The organism is Tabrizicola flagellatus (assembly GCF_008271465.1).
Lineage (GTDB): Bacteria > Pseudomonadota > Alphaproteobacteria > Rhodobacterales > Rhodobacteraceae > Tabrizicola > Tabrizicola flagellata.
Genome location: NZ_VMDU01000011.1, coordinates 51927 through 71367, shown reverse-complemented (window position 1 = coordinate 71367; position 19441 = coordinate 51927). Strand labels below are relative to the sequence as shown.

The 19441-nt window shown below is 69.2% G+C and carries 20 protein-coding genes; 11 read left to right on the top strand and 9 right to left on the bottom strand.

The window, feature by feature from the left end:
- Positions 1-16 precede the first annotated feature (16 nt).
- A complete protein-coding gene (locus tag FL625_RS13780) occupies positions 17-895 on the top strand; it encodes a DMT family transporter (RefSeq protein ID WP_435532708.1) in 879 nt (292 codons plus the stop codon).
- A gap of 14 nt (positions 896-909) precedes the next feature.
- On the opposite strand, the gene FL625_RS13775 is transcribed toward FL625_RS13780, so the two are convergent.
- Genes FL625_RS13775 through FL625_RS13745 form a run of 7 tightly spaced genes read right to left on the bottom strand, consistent with a single transcriptional unit; the run spans position 910 to position 8159 of the window.
- Complete coding sequence (locus FL625_RS13775) at positions 910-1701, bottom strand: SDR family NAD(P)-dependent oxidoreductase (RefSeq protein WP_149589260.1); 792 nt, start codon at positions 1699-1701, stop codon at positions 910-912.
- Complete coding sequence (locus FL625_RS13770; RefSeq protein WP_149589259.1) at positions 1698-2942, bottom strand: Tm-1-like ATP-binding domain-containing protein; 1245 nt, start codon at positions 2940-2942, stop codon at positions 1698-1700. The genes FL625_RS13775 and FL625_RS13770 overlap by 4 nt, the downstream gene beginning before the upstream one ends.
- The gene (locus tag FL625_RS13765; RefSeq protein WP_149589258.1) at positions 2939-3898 is read right to left on the bottom strand and encodes a phosphotransferase; all 960 of its coding nucleotides are present in this window, start codon (positions 3896-3898) and stop codon (positions 2939-2941) included. The genes FL625_RS13770 and FL625_RS13765 overlap by 4 nt, the downstream gene beginning before the upstream one ends.
- Positions 3895-5172 (bottom strand): aspartate aminotransferase family protein, encoded by a 1278-nt coding sequence (locus FL625_RS13760; RefSeq protein WP_149589257.1) that lies wholly within the window; start codon positions 5170-5172, stop codon positions 3895-3897. Before FL625_RS13760 ends, FL625_RS13765 begins: the two co-directional genes overlap by 4 nt.
- Positions 5165-6655: a tripartite tricarboxylate transporter permease gene (locus tag FL625_RS13755; protein WP_149589256.1), complete on the bottom strand. Its 1491-nt coding sequence runs from the start codon at positions 6653-6655 to the stop codon at positions 5165-5167. The genes FL625_RS13760 and FL625_RS13755 overlap by 8 nt, the downstream gene beginning before the upstream one ends.
- Positions 6656-6662: 7 nt before the next feature.
- The gene (locus tag FL625_RS13750; RefSeq protein ID WP_149589255.1) at positions 6663-7202 is read right to left on the bottom strand and encodes a tripartite tricarboxylate transporter TctB family protein; all 540 of its coding nucleotides are present in this window, start codon (positions 7200-7202) and stop codon (positions 6663-6665) included.
- A gap of 21 nt (positions 7203-7223) precedes the next feature.
- Positions 7224-8159 carry a tripartite tricarboxylate transporter substrate-binding protein gene (locus FL625_RS13745; RefSeq protein ID WP_149589254.1) on the bottom strand — a complete coding sequence of 312 codons (936 nt, stop codon included), beginning with the start codon at positions 8157-8159 and terminating at the stop codon, positions 7224-7226.
- Positions 8160-8276: 117 nt separating this feature from the next.
- On the opposite strand from FL625_RS13745, the gene FL625_RS13740 reads away from it, so the two are divergent.
- The 4 genes from FL625_RS13740 to FL625_RS13730 all read left to right on the top strand — a co-directional run bounded on the left by FL625_RS13740 (position 8277) and on the right by FL625_RS13730 (position 12658).
- A complete protein-coding gene (locus tag FL625_RS13740) occupies positions 8277-9068 on the top strand; it encodes an IclR family transcriptional regulator (RefSeq protein ID WP_149589253.1) in 792 nt (263 codons plus the stop codon).
- Positions 9069-9174: 106 nt separating this feature from the next.
- Complete coding sequence (locus tag FL625_RS18270) at positions 9175-10656, top strand: aldehyde dehydrogenase family protein (RefSeq protein WP_200833949.1); 1482 nt, start codon at positions 9175-9177, stop codon at positions 10654-10656.
- The gene (locus FL625_RS18265; RefSeq protein ID WP_200833948.1) at positions 10653-11309 is read left to right on the top strand and encodes an HAD-IA family hydrolase; all 657 of its coding nucleotides are present in this window, start codon (positions 10653-10655) and stop codon (positions 11307-11309) included. Before FL625_RS18270 ends, FL625_RS18265 begins: the two co-directional genes overlap by 4 nt.
- Positions 11306-12658: an aminotransferase class III-fold pyridoxal phosphate-dependent enzyme gene (locus FL625_RS13730; RefSeq protein ID WP_149589252.1), complete on the top strand. Its 1353-nt coding sequence runs from the start codon at positions 11306-11308 to the stop codon at positions 12656-12658. Before FL625_RS18265 ends, FL625_RS13730 begins: the two co-directional genes overlap by 4 nt.
- Positions 12659-12662: 4 nt before the next feature.
- Here the strand turns inward: FL625_RS13730 and FL625_RS13725 are convergent, their stop codons facing one another.
- Positions 12663-13127: a MarR family winged helix-turn-helix transcriptional regulator gene (locus FL625_RS13725; RefSeq protein ID WP_149589251.1), complete on the bottom strand. Its 465-nt coding sequence runs from the start codon at positions 13125-13127 to the stop codon at positions 12663-12665.
- Positions 13124-13753 carry a maleylacetoacetate isomerase gene (gene maiA / locus FL625_RS13720; protein WP_149589287.1) on the bottom strand — a complete coding sequence of 210 codons (630 nt, stop codon included), beginning with the start codon at positions 13751-13753 and terminating at the stop codon, positions 13124-13126. The genes FL625_RS13725 and maiA overlap by 4 nt, the downstream gene beginning before the upstream one ends.
- Positions 13754-13886: 133 nt before the next feature.
- On the opposite strand from maiA, the gene hmgA reads away from it, so the two are divergent.
- The 6 genes from hmgA to FL625_RS13695 are packed head-to-tail and all read left to right on the top strand — an operon-like array spanning position 13887 to position 19425.
- Positions 13887-15248: a homogentisate 1,2-dioxygenase gene (hmgA, locus tag FL625_RS13715; RefSeq protein WP_149589250.1), complete on the top strand. Its 1362-nt coding sequence runs from the start codon at positions 13887-13889 to the stop codon at positions 15246-15248.
- The gene (locus FL625_RS18510) at positions 15245-15370 is read left to right on the top strand and encodes a hypothetical protein (protein ID WP_268815781.1); all 126 of its coding nucleotides are present in this window, start codon (positions 15245-15247) and stop codon (positions 15368-15370) included. The genes hmgA and FL625_RS18510 overlap by 4 nt, the downstream gene beginning before the upstream one ends.
- A complete protein-coding gene (gene fahA / locus FL625_RS13710) occupies positions 15370-16626 on the top strand; it encodes a fumarylacetoacetase (RefSeq protein ID WP_149589249.1) in 1257 nt (418 codons plus the stop codon). The genes FL625_RS18510 and fahA overlap by 1 nt, the downstream gene beginning before the upstream one ends.
- Positions 16627-16629: 3 nt before the next feature.
- Complete coding sequence (locus tag FL625_RS13705) at positions 16630-17580, top strand: MBL fold metallo-hydrolase (RefSeq protein ID WP_149589248.1); 951 nt, start codon at positions 16630-16632, stop codon at positions 17578-17580.
- A gap of 22 nt (positions 17581-17602) precedes the next feature.
- Positions 17603-19216: an FAD-dependent oxidoreductase gene (locus FL625_RS13700; protein WP_149589247.1), complete on the top strand. Its 1614-nt coding sequence runs from the start codon at positions 17603-17605 to the stop codon at positions 19214-19216.
- Positions 19217-19224: 8 nt separating this feature from the next.
- Complete coding sequence (locus FL625_RS13695; RefSeq protein ID WP_149589246.1) at positions 19225-19425, top strand: DUF2783 domain-containing protein; 201 nt, start codon at positions 19225-19227, stop codon at positions 19423-19425.
- Positions 19426-19441 lie beyond the last annotated feature (16 nt).

Here is a 19441-nt window from a genome sequence, read left to right as displayed (position 1 = left end):
CGCAGACCCCCGACGAATGCCCGAAGGGCTTGAGGAGGGCGGCTTGGCCCTGACCGACAACCAGCGCGGCGCGGCCTACATGACCGTCTCGATGGCGGGCTTCGCCATCGAGGACGTGTTCGTAAAGGCTGCTGCCCAAAGCTTGCCGCTGGGCCAGGTCCTGCTGACCATCGGCCTGCTGGGCATGCTGGTCTTCGCTGCCATGGCCGCGCGTCAGGGCGAGCCGGTCCTGCCCGCCGCCTTCCTGTCGCGGCCCATGCTGATCCGCAGCGGGTTCGAGATCACCGGGCGGCTGTTCTATGGGCTGGCGATCACGCTGACCGCGCTGTCCACCACCTCGGCGATCCTGCAGGCCACGCCGCTGGTCGTCGTCGCCGGGGCGGCGCTGGTCTTTGGCGAAAGGGTCAGCCTTTTCCGCTGGCTGGCGGTTCTGGTGGGCTTTGTGGGCGTGCTGGTCATCCTGCGGCCGGGGGCGGATTTCTCGGCGCTGTCGCTGCTGGCCGTGGTCGGGCTTCTGGGCTTTGCCGGGCGGGATCTCGCAACCCGCGCGGCGCCGAAGGGCCTGTCGAACCGCCAGCTTGGCGCGCTGGGCTTTGCCATGCTGGCGGTCGCCGGGGCGATCCTGCTGGCGGTCAGCGGCGGGGCACGGCTGCCGGACCTTGCCGATCTCGCCCGTCTCGCCGCCGGCACCGTCTTCGGCATGGCCGGCTATCACGCCCTGACCTATGCCATGCGGACCGGAGAGGTCTCGGCCGTCACCCCGTTCCGATACACCCGGCTGCTCTTCGCCATGGCGCTGGCCATGGCCCTGTTCGGAGAACGCCCCGACCTGGCCACCTGGATCGGAGCGGCGCTGGTCGTCGGGTCGGGCGTCTTTGCGCTGACCCGGAAATAGCGCGGCCCGCGCCCTCAGCCGAAGGCCAGCGTCGGCACATCGACGATGGTCGAGCCGCCGTCCACCGTCAGCACCGCACCGGTGATCATCGCCGCATCGGAGGAGCAGAGGAAGGCGATCGCCGCCGCCACCTCGTCAGGATGGGCCGGGCGGCCCATGGGCACGTCGCGCGTGACCAGCGCGTAGGCGGCCTCGCGGCTGGCCAGACCCTGCCGGGCGCAAAGCTCGTCCATTTCGGCATCGGCCATCTCGGTCGTGACCCAGCCGGGGCAGACGGCATTGCACCGCACCCCCTGCCGCCCGAAATCCCGCGCGATGGAGCGGACCAGACCGATCTGGGCGTGCTTGGCGACGGTATAGCCGAAGGCGCCGGCCGGGGCGGCGAGGCTGGCGATCGAGGCCGTGACGGCGATCGCGCCCCGGCGGCGGACCAGCTCCGGCAGCGCCGCGCGCAAAAGGATCACTGCCGTGTCCAGATTGGCCCGGCGCGCGGCGTCCCAGTCGGCATCCGTCGTCTCGGCCAGCGTGGCAAAGCCGTGCCCGCCGGAATTGGCGACGACGACATCCAGCCCGCCGAACCGCTCGCGGGCAACTGCCACCGCCGCCTCTGCCCCGGCCGGATCGGCGGCGTCGCCCACGCAGACCGCAGCGCCGATCGGGCCGGCGACGGCCTCCAGCTGCGCCTGCCGTCGCCCCATCACCACGACCTGTGCGCCCTCGCCGGCCAGACGCCGGGCGGTCGCCGCCCCGATCCCGGTGCCGCCGCCCGAGACCAGCGCCACCTTGCCCGCGAAACGCCCGGTCATGCCGCGGCCTTTCCGGGGGGCACGATGCCCGCCGCCACCCAGGCATCCAGTTGTGTCAGCACCGCGTCGCAGAAGGCGGCGTCGTTGATGTGGCAGTCGAGCACGGTCAGATCCACCCGCCCGCGCAGGGCGGCCTCGGCGGCCTCGGTGAAGGCAGCCAGACCCTCGGGGTCATGCGCGGCCTCGCCGGGTTTGTCCCATTCCTCGATCCCGCCCTTCGGCAGGAAGACATGGGTCGGCCCCTTCGCCCCGGCGAGCCTGTCGGCCATCGCAAGGGCCAGGTCACGGCGTTCCTCGGGGGTGAAGGCCACGCTCTTGATCAGGCGGTTGTGGACGTGGAACGGACGGTCGCGGAAGCGTTCGGGAAAGTCCTGCCAGCCGGCGAAGTCCAGGATGTCGGCCGCCCCCGGCGCCACCATCTGCGGCGTGCCGCTGCGGCCCGCGCCGGTCAGCCGGTCGGCCCCGGCGCTGACCAGCGAGCCGCCCTGGGCGTTCACGAACTCCTGCACCGAGAAATCCATCACGCAGGCAAAATGCCCCTCGGCCGCCAGCCGCTCGAAGGCCATGCCGCCCATGCCGGTGGTGTGGAACACCGCGATGTCATAGCCGCGCCGGGTTAGTTCCGGGTGCAGGCGTTTCATGTATTTCAGGCAGGACGAGCCGAGCGAGGTCATCCCGATCAGGGGCCGGTCGAAGGCGGGCGGCTCCACCGCCTGTGCTGCCCCCAGCACTGCCCCAGCCGCCTGGCTGAGCGAGGACCTGCACAGCGGGTTCAACCCGTAAAGCCCCCCGGCCCAGAGGATGAACTGCACGTCCGCCGCCATCCGGTCCGGCGCAATCAGCGGGGATCCGGCCACCGTCGAGACGATGTATTTCGGCACCCCCAGCGGCAGCGCCTGCGCGCAGTCGAGCGCGAGGTCGGTGCCCATCGTGCCCCCCAGCGCGATCATGCCGTGAAAGCGCCCCTCGTCGTAAAGCCGCCGGGTCAGGGTGGCGGCCCCCGCGCTCATCCGGGCGAAGGCCTCGCCTTCCTCGCCGAGCGCGATGAGACCCTCGATCGTCTCGCCCGCCGCGGCCGCGACCTCGTGCTTGCCGACATCGACCGGGATCCTCGCCTCGCCGAGGATGCTGACATCCATCGCCAGGACCGCGCCGCCCTGGGCGCGGATCCGGCCGATCAGATAGTCGAGCTCGTCCGCCTTGGTGTCGAACGTGCCGATGACCAGGATGCATTTCGTCATGCCTCGCCTCCCCCCGTGAAAGCCCTGTGGTCCCGTAGCCAGCCCGCGCACAGCGCCCGCGCCTCGGCCACGAAACGCGCGTTGCGCTCGGCCCCGCCCGGCTCGGCCATGCGCGGCACGATCCAGCCGACATAGGTCAGCGCGCGCAGGGCGATGAACAGGTCCAGATGCGACAGGTCGAGCGGCCGCCGCCCCTGATAGCCCGCGATCAGCGCCGCGCGTAAGGAGGGGTAGTCGGGCTCGTCCATGGATTTGAGCAGGACCGTGGCCAGGTCGAACAGCCGATAGCCGAAACCGCCGTCGTCGAAGTCGATCAGGCGGATCGTGGTGTCGTCCAGCAGCAGGTTTTCGCGCACCAGATCGGCATGGATCAGACCGAAATCCGGAGTGTCCCCGGCAAGCCTCTCCCGCGCCGCGTCGCGCAGGCGCAGGAACAGCTCGCGCGTGGGGGTGTCGAGTGTCGGGTTCTCCCAGAACCGGCCCCAGACCGGGGCCTCGCCCACCAGCCCCTCGGCGTCCCAGCGGCAGCGGCGAAAGCCGGGCGTCGGCGTCCAGGCGTCGCAGGCCAGGTGCAGTTCCGCGATCCTTGCCCCGAGCGCGCGGAAGGTGCCTGCCCGGTCCGCCAGCTCCAGCGGCCTGCGGCTTTGCCCCATGGGTCGGCCGGGTAGCCAGGCCACGACATCGGCAAAGCCCTCGCCCAGCCGTTCCAGCAGCCGCCCGTGGCGCGAGGGCAGGGGGCGCGGCACCTGTATCCCCGCCCGGTCCAGCGCCGCCAGCCAGTCGAGTTCCGACCGAAGTTCGACCTCGCTGCGATAGCCCGGCCGGCGCAGCCGCAGCGCGTAGGCGCCTTGTAGCGTCTCGACCCGCCACACCCGGTTCTCGCGCCCGGCGACAAAGGTGCAGTCACCGGCCGGAAGGCCCCAGAGCGCCAGCGCCTCGGCCAGGGACTCGCTCATGCCGCCACCGGGGTTTCGGCCAGAACCTCGTCCAGCGTGGCGATCAGCAGGTCCAGATGGTCCTCGGCGAAGGGCATCGGCGGGCGGATCTTCAGCGTGTTCCTGTGCCGCCCGAGCTTCGACAGCAGGATCCCGCGCTGGCGCAGCCGGTTCACCACCCGGTCGGCATAGGCCGAGGCCGGGGCCCTGGTCTGCCGGTCCAGCACGAATTCCGCGCCGAACACCATGCCCGATTGCCGCACATCGCCGATGACCGGGTATTTCGCGGCCAGTTCGCCCAGCCGCCGCTGCGCCAGAAGCCCTATGCGGGCGGCGTTGGCTTGCAGGTTCCGCTCCTGCAACTCGTCCAGCACCGCCATTGCCGCCGCGCAGGACACCGGATTGCCGCCGAAGGTGTTGAAGTAGCGGAAGGCCCCCCGGAACCGCGCCATGATCTCGGCGCTGGTCACCAGGCCCGCGACCGGGTGGCCGTTGCCCATCGGCTTGCCCATCGTCACCACATCCGGCACCACGCCCTGCCGCTGATGCGCCCAGAAATGGCTGCCCGACCGACCGAAACCGGACTGCACCTCGTCGCAGATCAGCAGGCCCCCCGCGCGGCGCACGGCCTCGGCCGCCGGGCGCAGCCAGCCCTCGGCTTGCGTCGGAAAGCCTTCGTTCAGGAACAGCGGGCAGACGATCAGCGCGGCGAAACCCACGCCCGAGCGTTCCAGATCGGCGATCGCGGCCTCGACCTGCGCGGCGAAGCGCTGGCCGTCGGGATCGGGGATGCGATAGCTGTCCGGCGCCTCGACATGGCGCAGGTACTGGCCCAGGCCGAAGCCCACTTCGGGCACGTTCGACCGCGACAGGTGGCTGACCAGCGCCGTGTTGCCGTGATAGGTCGCGTCGGTCGCCACGATCCCGCGCTTGCCCGTCATCGCCTCGGCCATGCGCAGCGCGATGTCGTTCGCCTCGGACCCGGTGCAGGTCAGGATCGCGGTCTTGAGCGGGTCGTCGAAGGTCGCCGTCAGCCGTTCGACATAATCGAGAATCCCTTCGTGCAGATAGCGGGTATGGGTGTTGAGCGTCGCCGCCTGATCGCAGATCGCCCGCACCACGCGCGGGTTGCAATGGCCGACATGGGCCACGTTGTTGTAGCAATCCAGATAGCGCCGCCCCTCGGCATCCCAGAGCCAGACGCCCTCGCCCCGCACAAGATGCACCGGGTCGTCGTAGAAGGTCGAGACGTTCGGCCCCAGAAGCGCCCGGCGCCGGGCCATCAGGTCAGTCATGCGAGCCCCCTTCGCGCCGCGCCTTCACCACGGTCCAGACCTGCGCGCCCAGGGCGGCAAGGATCATCAGGAACAGGACGAAGGCGATGGGCCGGTCGATGAAGTCCCACGGCTCCCGCACCCGCGCCATGGCGGTGCGCAGCCGGTCCTCCATCAGCTTGCCCAGCACGATGCCCAGGATGATCGGCGAGGTCGGCAGCTCCAGCCGTTTCAGGACAAAGCCGAACAGCCCGAAGGCCGAGGCGATGGCGATGTCGGTCAGCGAATTGCGCAGCGTGTAGATGCCGATCAGGCTGAAGGTCAGGATCATCATGCCCAGGAACCGGCTGGGGATCAGCATGACCTTCATCAGCGTCCGGGTGGCGAAGAACAGGAACACCACCACGATGACGTTCAGAAGGAAGAGGCTGATGTAGAGCGCATAGATGAAATCCATCTGCTCGGCGAAAAGCCGCGGCCCCGGCACCACGTTGTGCACATAGAACACCGCCAGCATCATCGCCGTCAGCTCCTCGCCGGGGATGCCCAGGGCCAGGAGCGGGATCATCGCCGCCGCCGGCACCGAGTTGTTGGCGGCCTCGGAGGCGACGATGCCTTCCGGGTTGCCCTTTCCGAACCGTTCGGGCGTCTTCGAGGTGCGCTGGGCATAGCTGTAGGACATGAATTGCGACATGAACTCGCCCACGCCGGGGATCATGCCGCAGATCACGCCCAGCGAGGAGGCGACGGTAGCGATGCGGCGATAGACCCACAGTTCGCGCATCTGGCGGAAGAATCCGGTCTTCTCGACCCTTGGCAGATCGACGGGCTTGTCCTGGCTCATCAGCAGCACAAGCGCCTGGCTGATCGCGAAAAGGCCCAGGACCACCACGATCAGATCGACGCCGGATTGCAGCCATGACAGGCCGAAGGTGTAGCGCTGCGTGTAGGCCGAGGGCTCGATCCCGATGGTGGCCAGGAAGATGCCCAGACAGGCGAGGATCGCCGCCGGCAGCACCTGCCCGCGATGCGTGACGACGACCAGCACGATGCCCAGGAGGGCCGCGAGGAAGATCTCGCGCGCGCCGAACAGGGGGGCGACCTTCGCCAGCACCGGCGCCAGCAGCATCAGCGCCAGGATCGAGACCACCGCACCGTAGAACGAGGCCGAATAGGCCAGGCTCAGCGCCCGGCGCGACTCGCCGCGTTTCGTCATCGGATAGCCGTCATAGGTGGTCAGCGCGTTGACCGGCGTGCCGGGCGTGTTGACCAGGATCGCAGGGATCGCGCCGCCGAACATCGACGAGCCGTAGATGCCGAGGAGGAGCGTCAGCCCGACGATGGGCTCGAGCGAGAAGGTGACGGGCAGGGCGATGGCGATGGCCACCGCCGCCCCGACGCCGGGCATGGCGCCGACCAGCACGCCGCCGATCGATCCGACCAGAAGGGCGGCGATCACGTCCCAGCGGGCGAGCAGTTCGAGACCGGAAAGGAAGCTGTCCATCGGCCCCTCAGAAATAGCGCATCAGCAGGTAGCGCAGGCCCTCGGGCGCATGGTCGTAGATCGCGCCCGAGGGGATCTTCACGTTCATCCCGGTCTTGAAGACCAGGACGACGACCAGGCCGAAAGCGGCCGCGATCCAGACCGCCCGCCCGCGATAGCCGGTGCGCAGGGCAATCCCGGTGCAGAAGGCCAGCGTCGCGGCCAGATAGCCGATCACCGGGATCGCCAGGACGTAGAGCATGTACCAGCCGATGAACTCCAGCGACCGCAGCCAGACCGCGGCTTCCCGCCAACGGCCCGGCGTGCGGGGCACGCGCAGCCGCGTGAGCGCGTTCAAGAGGCCGAACAGCACCACGCCCCCCAGCGACACCGCCGGCCAGAAGCGCGGCTGCGCCGCCAGCCCCTTGCCCGGCAGCCAGGTCGTCTGCCAGGGCAGCGCCGCCAGAAGCGCCACGGCCACCGTCATCGTGATCGTGACGAACAGCATCTCTCCCGGCCGGCGGCCGTGGGGAAAGACATGCGGCTGATCCTCGGGCCCCTCGCGCATCCGGCCGGCCTTTCCCCGGGCCTATTCGCCCAGCATGGCGGCGATGCGACCCGACACCTCGATGTCCGAGGCGATGCGCGCCTTTGCCTCCTCGGCATCCATCCAGTAGACGATGGCGCCCGTCTGCGCCGCTAGCTCCTGCGCGCGGGCCGAGGCCATGGTCTCCTTCGCCGAGGCGATGATCTTCTCGCGCACGTCGGCCGGCGTGTCCTTGTGGACGAACAGCCCGTTCCACAGCGAGATGTTCAGGTCCGGCGCGACCGAGGCCAGCGTCGGCGCATTCGGCACGACCGAGATCGGCCCGTCGGTCACCGTGGCCAGGATCTTCACGCTGTCGAGGCAGGGCAGCATCTGCTGGATCGTGGTGTTGATCACGTCGAAGTCGCCCGAGGCCAGCGAATTGCAGTCCAGCGCCCCGGCCGAGGCCTCGCCGCCCCATTCGAAGCCCAGTTCCTTGGCTGCGGCGAAGGTGGCCTGCGTCGGCAACAGGAAGGCGCCGAAATGGCCCAGGAGCTGCGGCTCGGTCTTCGAGTGTTCGGCCAGTTCCGCCATGGTCGAATAGGGCTTGTCGGCCGAGGTGGCGATCACGAAGGGATAGGTCAGGAAGATGCCCAGCGGCTCGAACGGGTCGGGGTTAAGGCCGGGCACGCCGACCTCGGGACCGACCACGGGGATGTCCACCACGAAGGAGCCGATGGTATAGCCGTCGGCCGGGGCGGCGGCGACTTCGGCCGCGCCGGGGAAGGGGCCGCCTTCGGACGGCTTGTTCACCACCGCCGCCGCGACCCCGTATTTCGCCTGGAAGTCCTCGGCGATCATGCGGGTCAGCACGTCCTCAAGGTCGCCGGGCGGGAAGGGCACGACAAAGCTGACGGGCCGGTCAGGATATTCGGCAAGGGCCGGACCTGCGACGCCAGCGGCAAGCAGGGCACAGAGGGCAGAAGTGAACTTCGGCATTGACGACCTCCCATCGGTTCATTATTATCAACGATGGTTCAAATATAGCCTGCTGTCCACAGCTGCGTCAACGCTTTTGCCGTCTGGCCGCTCGGCCGGGGCGCCTTCGGGGGGATCATGTCAAGCACGGTAGCAAAGGCCCTGTCCCTGCTGGATTACTTTTCGGACTCCGAACCCGAGATCGGCCTGTCCGAACTTGCGCGCCGTTCGGGCGTGGACAAGGCGACGGTGCACCGGATGCTTTCGGTGATGTGCGACCACGGCCTGCTGGAAAAGCGCGGCGATGCGCGGCTTTACCGGCTGGGGGCGGGGGTGCTGCGCCTGGCGCGGGTGCGCGAGACCGCCTTTCCGGTGTCTGCCGTGTTCCAGCAGTCGCTCGACGCTCTGTCGGCGCAGATCGGCGAGACGGCGCATGCCTCGCTGGTCTCGGGCCGGGCGCTGGCCACCATCGGGGTCAGCGAGGCCAGCCGGGGCAGCCGCGTCTCGCTGGTGGCGGGCGAGATCCTGCCGTTCCACAGCACGGCCTCCGGCCTTGCGGTGCTGGCCTTTTCGCGCCCCGAGGTCGTGGACCGCGTGCTGGCCGAGCCGCTGACGGCGCGGACCTCGCGCACGCCGACCGATCCGGACGTGATCCGCGCCCGGCTGCAAGAGGTGCGCCTGACCGGCTATGCCGAGGCCGACCAGACCAACGAGGATGATGTCTATGGCATCGCCATGCCGGTCTTCGATACCGACGGCACTCCGGCCGGGGCGGTCGCCGTCGCCGTGCCGGCGCACCGGATGACGAACGACCTGCGCCGCCAGATCATCGCCGCGCTCTTCGCCGAATCCGGCAAGCTGACCGTCGGCATCGGCGGCCACCCGTCGGCCGAGTTCCGCGCCGCCGCAAGCCGCTTTGGCTCCGCCTGATCGGCTGTCAGTTCCCTGCATCCCTGGGGCGCAGCGAGATTGCCGGATTGACCGGCAGCGGCAAACGGCGCATCATATGAACCGCTGGTGTAAATAGCGAACCGAGATGACCCAAGCCGAGATCGACCGCCTGCGCGTCCTGCCCGTGGAGCCCGCCCTGCATGTCGTGGACGGCCGCCGGGTCGCGGCCTCGGACGGGGGCACGATGCCCGTCGTCTCGCCCATCGACGGCCGGCAGCTGACCACCTGCGCCCGGGGCGCGCGGGAGGATGCCGAAGCCGCCATCGCCGCCGCGCGCCGGGCCTTCGACGATGGCCGCTGGTCGGGCATGGCCCCCGCCGCGCGCAAGAAGGTGCTCCTGAGATGGGCCGATCTGATCGAGGCCCGAGCACTGGAACTGGCCGTCCTCGGCGTGCGCGAAAACGGGACCGAGATCGGCATGGCGCTGAAGGCCGAACCCGCTTCGGCCGTAGCCACCTTGCGCTATTACGCGGAAGCCATCGACAAGCTGACGGGCGAAATCGCGCCGACCGATCCCGCCTTCCTGGGCCTCGTCCACCGCGAACCGGTGGGCGTGGTGGGGGCCATCGTGCCCTGGAACTTCCCGCTGATGATCGGTGCCTGGAAGTTCGCCCCGGCGCTGGCGGCGGGCTGCACCATGGTGCTGAAACCGGCCGAAACCGCCTGCCTGACGCTTTTGCGCATCGCCGAACTGGGGCTGGAGGCCGGCCTGCCCCCCGGCGTCTTCAACGTCGTCACTGGCGAAGGCGCGGTGGTCGGTGCCGCCATTGCGGACTCGATGCAGGTGGACGTTCTGGTCTTCACCGGCTCGGGCGCCACGGGGCGGCGGCTGATGGAGGCCGCGGCGCGATCGAACCTGAAGCGGGTCTATCTGGAACTGGGCGGCAAGTCGCCGAACGTGGTCTTTGCCGATGCCCCGGACCTCGAAGAGGCGGCGAAGGTCGCGGCCCACGGCATCTTCCGCAACTCGGGCCAGGTCTGCATCGCCGGCTCGCGCCTTCTGGTCGAACGCAGCATCCACGCGGCCTTTGTCGAAAAGCTCGCCGCCCATGCCGCCGCGATGAAGGTGGGCGACCCATTGGACCTCGCCACCCAGGCCGGAGCGGTGAACTCGGACCGCCAGCTGCGCCAGAACCTCGCCTTCGTCGAGGAGGCGCGGGCGGCCGGTCGGCAGGTGATCGGCGGCGCGCGGATTCTGGAAGGCACGGGCGGCTTCTACATGTCGCCCGCCATCGTCGCCGATGCCGCGCCCGAAGACCGGGTGTTCCGGAACGAGGTCTTCGGCCCGGTCGTCACCGTCACCCCCTTCGATACCGAGGCCGAGGCGGTGGCGCTGGCCAATGGCACCGACTACGGCCTCGCCGCCGCCGTCTGGACCGCGAACCTGTCGCGCGCGCATCGCATGGTCCGGGCGATCCGCGCGGGGCTGGTGCATGTCAACACCTACGGCGGGTCCGACTTGACCGTGCCGCTGGGCGGGGTCGGCCAGTCCGGCAACGGGCACGACAAGTCGCTGCATGCCTTCGACAAGTTCGTGAACCTCAAGACCGCCTGGGTGAAGCTGTGAGCCGCGCCCTGGTCCTCGACTTCGGCGGGGTGATCTCGAAGACCCTGTTCGAGACCCATGCACTCTCCGAGGCCGCGCTGGGCCTGCCGCCCGGCACGCTGACCTGGCGGGGGCCCTTCGATCCGGCCTCGGACGCGCCCTGGCGGGCGATGCAGGCGGGCGAGATGACGGAACGCGACTACTGGGCGCTGCGCATGCGCGAGACGGGCGCGCTGGTGGGCGAGGCGTGGTCCGAATTTCCGCAGTTCGTCGGCCGCGTCCGGGGTGCGGACCCGGCGGCGGTGATCCGGCCCGAGGCGCTGGCGGCCATCGCAGAGGCCAGGGCCGCGGGGCACCGGCTGGCGATCCTCTCGAACGAGCTCGACCTGTTCTACGGCGCCGATTTCCGAGCGAAACTGCCCTTCCTTGCCGAGTTCGACCTGATCGTGGACGCCACCCATACCGGCATCCTGAAGCCCGACCGCCGCGCATTCCTCATGGTCACCGAGGGTCTGGGCCTGCCGCCCGCGGCCTGCGTCTTCGTGGACGACCAGGCGAGGAACCTGAAGGGCGCCGAGTCCGTCGGCATGCCCTTCGTCCATTTCGATGTCACCAAGCCCGGCGAAAGCTATGCCCGCGCGCTTGCGCTTCTGGAACAGGAGACCGCCCGATGAAGGATTCCAACTTCCTCAAGGAACACAACGCCCGGCACATCTGGCACCCGATGGCGCATCCGGCCGACAGCCTGGCCAACCCGCCCGACATCATCTGCGAGGCGGAAGGGGTCGAGATCATCGACGTGGACGGCCACCGCACCATCGACGCGGTGGGGGGGCTGTGGAACGTCAACCTCGGCTATTCCTGCCAGCCGGTGAAGGACGCGATCGCGGCGCAGCTGAACCGGCTGCCCTACTATTCGATCTTCCGTGGCACCACGAACGACAACGTCATCGAACTGGCCGAGATGCTGGCCACCTTCTTTGCTCCGGACGGGCTGTCCCGCGCCTTCTACACCAGCGGTGGGTCGGACGGGGTGGAAGTCGCGTTGCGGCTGGCCCGGCAGTATCACAAGATCCGGGGCGAGGGCGGGCGGGTCAAGTTCCTCAGCCTCAAGAAGGGCTATCACGGCACGCATACCCTGGGCGCCTCGGTCAACGGCAACGCCAATTTCCGCACCCAGTACGAGCCGCTGATGCCGGGCTGCTTCCACACGCCCGCCCCCTACACCTACCGCAACCCGTTCAACGAGACCGACCCGGCGCGGCTGGCACAGCTGTGCCTGGCGGCCATCGAGGACGAGATCAGGTTCCAGGACGCCTCCACCATCGCCGCCTTCATCATGGAGCCGGTGCTTGGCGCGGGCGGGGTGATCCCGCCGCACGAAAGCTTCATGCCGGGGGTGCGGGCGCTTTGTTCGAAATACGGGATCCTGCTGATCGCCGACGAGGTCATCACCGCCTTCGGCCGCACCGGCGGCTGGACGGGCTCGCGCCACTGGGGGGTGCAGCCGGACCTCCTGGTTTCCGCCAAGGCGATCACCAACGGCTACTTCCCCTTCGGCGCGGTGATGATCTCGGAAGCCGTGGCCGAGGTGTTCGAGAAAGACACCAGCGGCAAGGGGGCGATCGGGTCGGGCTATACCTATTCCGGCCACCCGGTCGGCGCCGCCGCCGCCATCGCCTGCCTGAAGGAGACCGAGCGGTTGCAGGTCCACCGGAACGCCGCCGCCCGGGGCGCGCAGCTGTTCGCCGGGCTTCAGGCGCTGATGGCGCGGCATGCGGTGATCGGCGATGTGCGCGGCGGGCACGGGCTGATGTGCGCGCTGGAACTGGTCTCGGACCGCGCCACCAAGGCGCCCATCGACAAGAAGGTCATCGCCAGGGTGCATCGCGCCACCTACGAGGCCGGGGTCATGATCCGCGTCTCGGGCAACAACATCATCCTGTCCCCGCCCCTGGTGGTCTCCGAGGCCGATGTGTCGAAGATCCTCTCGGCGCTCGAGGCCGGGTTCTCGGCGCTGTAGGGCTTCAGTCCCCGGCCGCCTCGCCGGGCGGGGCGGCCTCGGCCAGCCGGCGCAACAGCGCGACCAGCTGCCCCGCGTCGCCCTCGCCCAGCATCGCGCGCAACTGGCGGTCGAAGGCGAGCGCAAGCCCGCCCAGATCGGCAAAGACCGCCCGGCCCCTGTCGGTCAGCGACAGAAGCTCGGCCCGGCCATCGGTCGGGCTCGGCGCGCGGGCCAGCATCCCGGCCTGTTCCAGCGCGGCCACGGCGCGGCTGACCTTGGTCTTCTCGATATGGCTGATCGCGCAGATGTCGCGCGCGGTCATCGCGCCGAACTTGCCCAGATTGGCCAGCACCCGCCATTGCGTGCGGGTAAAGCCGTAGCGGTCACGGTAGGCCGCCTGAAACCCGCGCGAGGTCGCCTCGGCCGCCTGGTTCAGGAGGTAGGGCAGGAAATCCTGCAAATCGAAATCGCCTGTCGGGTCGGTCATGCCGGGGGCCTCGCCCGGTCGGGATGCGCGGCCTGGAAGGCGGGCAGGGGCTCCAGCGCCGCGGCAACGGCGGCCACGCGCGGGAAGGGGGCCAGGTCCACCCCCCAGCGGCGGGCGTTGTAGACCTGCGGCAGCAGGCAGATGTCGGCCAGCGTCACCGCATCGCCCCGGCAGAACCGCCCGAAGGGCGCCCGCTGCAACAGCCCCTCCAGCCCCGCAAGGCCGAGGGGAATGAAATGCTGCATCCAGCCCTCCATCGTTGCCCCGAGGCTGACGGCATGCTGCGCCACGCGCAGGTTGCAGACCGGATGAGTGTCCATCGCCACGGCATAGGCCATCGCCCGCACCTCGGCCCGCCCCGCCGCATCCCCGGGCAGCCAGCCCGCGCCCCGCGTCTCGTCCAGATATTCCAGGATCGCCAGCGACTGCGTCAGGCGGATCCCGTCGATCTCCAGCGTGGGCACCAGGCCCTGCGGGTTCAGCGCCAGGTTCTCCGGCCCCGTCTGCTCGCCCGCCGTCAGATCGACCGGGACCGAGCGGAACGGCAGGCCCAGAAGGTTGAGGCCGATCCGCACCCGATAGGCGGCCGAGGACCGCCAGTAATCATGAAGCACCGTCTCGGGCATCGCCTCTCCAGTTCGTTGCAGATGCAACTTCATGTTGACTTGGTTGCATTAGCAACTATACAAGACTAAAAGCGCCGCCCGGGCAAGGGCGGATCCGATCCCCGACCCTCTGCCCCGACAACAGGAGGTGCCGATGACCAGCCATTCCCTTCCCAAGGGCATGATCCGCGCCGCGTCCATCGCCGGCCCGCACGAAGGCTACATGCCGGGTTTCGGCAACGATTTCGAGACCGAGGCCCTGCCGGGCGCCCTGCCGCAGGGCATGAACAGCCCGCAGAAGTGCAATTACGGGCTTTACGGCGAGCAGCTGTCCGGCACCGCCTTCACCGCGCCCAGCCACCAGAACGAACGCACCTGGTGCTACCGCATCCGCCCCTCGGTCAAGCACACGCACCGCTTCCGCAAGATCCAGGTGCCGCTCTGGCGCTCGGCCCCCTGCATCGACCCCGACATCATCAGCCTCGGCCAGTATCGCTGGGATCCCGTCCCCGTCCCGGCGGAACCCCTGACCTGGATCACCGGCATGCGCACCATGACCACGGCGGGGGACGTGAACACGCAAGTTGGCATGGCCAGCCACATGTATCTGGTCAACACCTCGATGCGGGACGAATACTTCTTCTCGGCCGATGGAGAGCTGCTCGTCGTCCCGCAGGAGGGCCGGCTGCGCTTCTGCACCGAGCTTGGCATCATCGACCTCGAGCCGCGCGAGATCGCCATCCTGCCGCGGGGGCTCGTCTATCGGGTAGAGGTGCTGGAAGGCCCGGCCCGCGGCTTCGTTTGCGAGAATTACGGCCAGAAGTTCCAGCTTCCCGGCCGCGGGCCGATCGGGGCGAACTGCATGGCCAATCGGCGCGACTTCAAGACCCCCGTCGCCGCCTTCGAGGACCGCGAGGCACCCTCGACCGTCACCGTGAAATGGTGCGGCCAGTTCCATGTGACCGAGATCGGGCACTCGCCCCTGGACGTGGTGGCCTGGCACGGCAACTATGCGCCCTGCAAATACGACCTGCGCACCTATTGCCCGGTCGGCGCGATCCTATTCGACCATCCCGACCCGTCGATCTTCACCGTGCTCACCGCGCCGTCGGGCATCGAGGGGACCGCGAACATCGACTTCGTCCTGTTCCGCGAACGCTGGATGGTGGCCGAAAACACCTTCCGCCCGCCGTGGTATCACAAGAACGTCATGTCGGAGCTGATGGGCAACATCTACGGCATCTACGACGCCAAGCCCAAGGGCTTCGTCCCCGGCGGCATGTCCCTGCACAACTGCATGCTGCCGCACGGGCCGGACAAGCAGGCCTTCGAGGGCGCCTCGAACGCGGACCTCAAGCCCGAGAAGCTGGACGACACCATGTCCTTCATGTTCGAGACCCGTTTCCCGCAGCACCTGACCCCCTGGGCCGCGACCGCCGGCCATCTGCAGGAGGATTACATCGACTGCTGGGGCAGCCTCGAGAAGAAGTTCGACGGCACGCCGGGGGTGAAATGACACTGGCCTTCACCCTGGTCATGGGTGCGGTCATCGCCGGGCTGATCCTCTGGGGGTTCCGCCTGGCCGGAACCATCGAGCGCGGCCTGACCCGGCCCGACGAGGAAGAGGACCGCGACTGATGCCCCTGATCCGTTCCTGGCTTGCCAGCGCCAATGCGCCGGATTGCCCCTTTCCGCTGAACAACCTGCCCTGCGGCGTCTTTTCGCGCAAAGGCGAGGATCCGCGCTGCGGTGTCGCCATCGGCGACCGGGTGCTGGATGTCGCGGGGCTGGAGGAGGCGGGGCTTCTGCACCTGCCCGGCGGCCCCTGGCTCGACGTGCCGTTCTGGAACGACCTGATGGAGGCCGGGCCCGAGGTCTGGGCCGCCCTCCGCGCCAGGCTGACCGCGGTCCTGTCGGAAGGTGCGGCAGAGCGCGAGGCCGTGCAGCCCTTCCTGCATCCGCTGGCGGACGTGACGCTGCACATGCCCTTCCTCGTCAGCGAATACACCGATTTCTACGCGGGTCGCCATCACGCCTTCAACGTGGGCAGCATGTTCCGCGGGCCCGAGAACGCCCTGCCGCCGAACTGGCTGCACATCCCGATCGGCTACAACGGGCGGGCCTCCTCGGTGGTGGTGTCGGGCACGCCGGTCCGCCGGCCCTGGGGGCAGGTGAAGGGACCCGATCACGCCATGCCCGCCTTCCAGCCCTCGCGCCGGTTCGACTTCGAACTGGAACTGGGCGCGGTCGTGGGCCTGCCCTCGTCCGGGCCGGTCACGGTGGCCGAGGCGGACGCGATGATCTTCGGCTATGTCCTTCTCAACGACTGGTCGGCGCGCGACATCCAGGCCTGGGAATACCAGCCGCTCGGCCCCTTCCAGGCGAAGGCGACGGCGACCACGATCAGCCCCTGGATCGTCATGACGGCTGCGCTGGAGCCCTTCCGCGTCCCCGCCCCGCCGCGCGAGGTGCCGCTTCTGCCCTACCTGGTCGAGCCTGGGCCGATGCTCTACGACATCGCGCTCGAGGTCGCGCTGGCCCCCGAGGGCGGGCCGGAAACCGTCATCTCCCGCACCAACTACCGCGAGATGTACTATTCCGCCGCCCAGCAGCTGGCGCATCACACGACCTCGGGCTGCCCGATGAACGCGGGCGATCTCCTCGGGTCCGGCACGATCTCAGGTCCGACCCCAGACAGCCGCGGAAGCTTGCTGGAGCTGAGCTGGGGCGGCAAGGAACCGGTCGCCATCGCCGGCGGCAGCCGCAGCTTCATCGAGGACAACGACACCCTCACCCTGCGCGGCCAGGCCCGGGGCGACGGCTACACCATCGGCTTCGGCGACTGCACCGGCAAGGTGCTGCCCGCGCTGGCCGACCCCTACGCAAGGAGCTGACCCATGGCCAAGGCCTTCGCATCGCAGGGCGACCTGACCGAGAAGAAGATCAGCTTCACCGAGATCGGCGAAGGCCTTTACGCCTTCACCGCCGAGGGCGACCCGAATTCCGGCGTCATCATCGGCGACGACTCCGTGATGGTGGTCGAGGCGCAGGCGACCCCGCGCCTTGCGCAGAAGGTGATCGACTGCATCCGGACCGTCACCGACAAGCCGATCAGCCATGTGGTCCTGACCCATTACCACGCGGTGCGCGTCCTCGGCGCCTCGGCCTTCAGGGCGCCGCAGATCATCATGTCCGAAGCCGCCCGCAACATGGTGGCCGAGCGGGGGCAAGAGGACTGGGACAGCGAATTCCAGCGGTTCCCGCGCCTGTTCCAGGGGCATGAATCGATCCCCGGCCTGACCTGGCCCACGACGACCTTCAACGGAAAGATGACCGTCTGGCTCGGCCGGCGGCGGGTGGACATCCTCCAGCTTGGCCGGGCGCACACGGCGGGGGATGCTGTGATCCATGTGCCGGACCAGAACGTGATGTTCACGGGCGACATCGTCGAGGCCCATTCCGCCTGCTACTGCGGCGATGGCCATTTCGCCGACTGGGGCCCGACGCTCGAGGCGATCCGGGCCTATGACCTCGACGCCATCGCTCCGGGCCGGGGCGATGCGGTGGTGGGGCGCGCGGCGGTGAACGGGGCGCTGGACCGGACGAAGGACTTCGTGGAGTCGACCTACAAGCCGGTCGCCCGCGTCGCCGCGCGCAACGGGACGCTGAAAGAGGCCTGGGATGCCTGTCGCGCCGAATGCGACCCGAAGTTCAAGGACTACGCGATCTACGAGCACTGCCTGCCCTTCAACGTCGCCCGCGCCTATGACGAGGCGCGCGGCATCCATCACCCCCGGATCTGGACCGCCCAGCGCGATCTGGAGATGTGGGCGGCCTTGCAGGGCTGAACGGGCAAACGGGGGGAAGCCGATGACCGAACTTGTCCAGGACCGCTACAAGGTCGCCTTCCGCCTCTATCCCTATGCCCGCTCGCCGGACCAGGACGCCGCGGCGCCCGTCCGCCACAAGGTGATCGTGGTGGGCGGCGGTCCCATCGGCCTGGCCATGGCGCTGGACCTCGGACGGCGCGGGGTGCCGGTGCTGCTCCTCGACGATCACGAGGGCGCGGGGCTGGGCAGCCGGGCGCTCTGCTTTGCCAAGCGCACGCTGGAAATCTGCGACCGTCTGGGTGCCGCGGGGCCGATGCTGGCCAAGGGCGTGCAGTGGAACCTGGGCAAGGTGTTCCACGACGACCGGCTGCTTTACGAATTCAACCTGCTGCCCGAAGGCGGCCATGCCTTCCCCGCCTTCATCAACCTGCAACAGCCCTGGTTCGAGAAGTTCCTGCACGACGCGATCCTTACCGCCCAGGCCGAAGGCGCGCCGATCGAGCTACGCGGGCGCAACCGCGTCGATGCCGTGACGCCCGGGGCCGACCATGTGACGCTGGAGGTGATGACCCCGGACGGCCCCTACCGGCTTCAGGCCGACTGGCTGATCGCCTGCGACGGCGCCCGAAGCCCCTTGCGCGGGATGCTGGGCCTCGCCTTCGACGGCCGGGTGTTCGAGGACAATTTCCTGATCGCCGACGTGAAGATGAAGGCCGACTTCCCGACCGAACGCTGGTTCTGGTTCGAGCCGCATTTCAAGTCCGGCGACTCGGCCCTGCTGCACAAGCAGCCCGACGACATCTGGCGCATCGACTTCCAGCTGGGCTGGAACATCGACCGCGCACGGGAACTGGAACCGGCCCGCATCCGCGCCCGCGTCGATGCCATGCTGGGGCCGGGGGTGGAGTACGAGCTCGACTGGTGTTCGATCTACACCTTCCAGTGCCGGCGGATGGAGCGGTTCCGGCACGGCCGGGTGCTGTTCGCCGGCGACTCGGCGCATCAGGTCTCGCCCTTCGGGGCGCGTGGGGCGAATTCCGGCATCCAGGACGTGGACAACCTGGCCTGGAAACTGGCGCTGGTGGTCGAGGGGACCGCGCCGGAAGCCCTGCTGGACAGCTATGACGCCGAACGGGTGCAGGCGGCGGACGAGAACATCCTGAACTCCACAAGGGCGACCGATTTCATCACGCCGAAGTCGCCGGTGTCGAAGCTGTTCCGCAACGCCGTCCTGCAACTGGCCGAACACCTGCCCTTCGCCCGGACCCTGGTGAACTCGGGCCGGTTGTCGGTGCCCTGCACCCATGACGGCTCGGCGCTGAACGGGCCGGATCACGCCCTGATGCCGGCCCGCACCCGCCCCGGCAGCCCCTGCCCGGATGCGCCGGCCGCGGGCGGCTGGCTTCTGGCCCAACTCGGGCGCGGCTTCACGCTGATGACGATCGACGCCGAGGCGCCGGAGCGGCTGACCGCCCATGGCCTGACCGTGCCGCGCCTCGCGCTCGCGGCCACGCCCGAACTGACCGCACGCTACCTGGGCGCGGCGCGGTCGGCCGTCTATCTGATCCGCCCCGACCAGCACGTCGCCGCGCGCTGGGAGGGCTATGACGAGGCCGCCGTCAGCGCCGCGCTGGCCCGCGCCATCGGCAAGTAGGGAACCCCATGCTGATCAAAACCTCCAACCTGACCCGGCCCGACGACAGCTATGCCGCCCTCATCGCCGCCCATGAGGGCTTGAGCGAGGCGGAAAGCCACGCTCTGAACGCGCGGCTGATCCTGATCCTGATGAACCAGGTCGGCGACCATGCCGTCCTGGCCGAGGCCCTGCGGCTGGCCCGCGACCCCGCTGCCGCCCCGGCCTGACGACAGCCGAACGGGC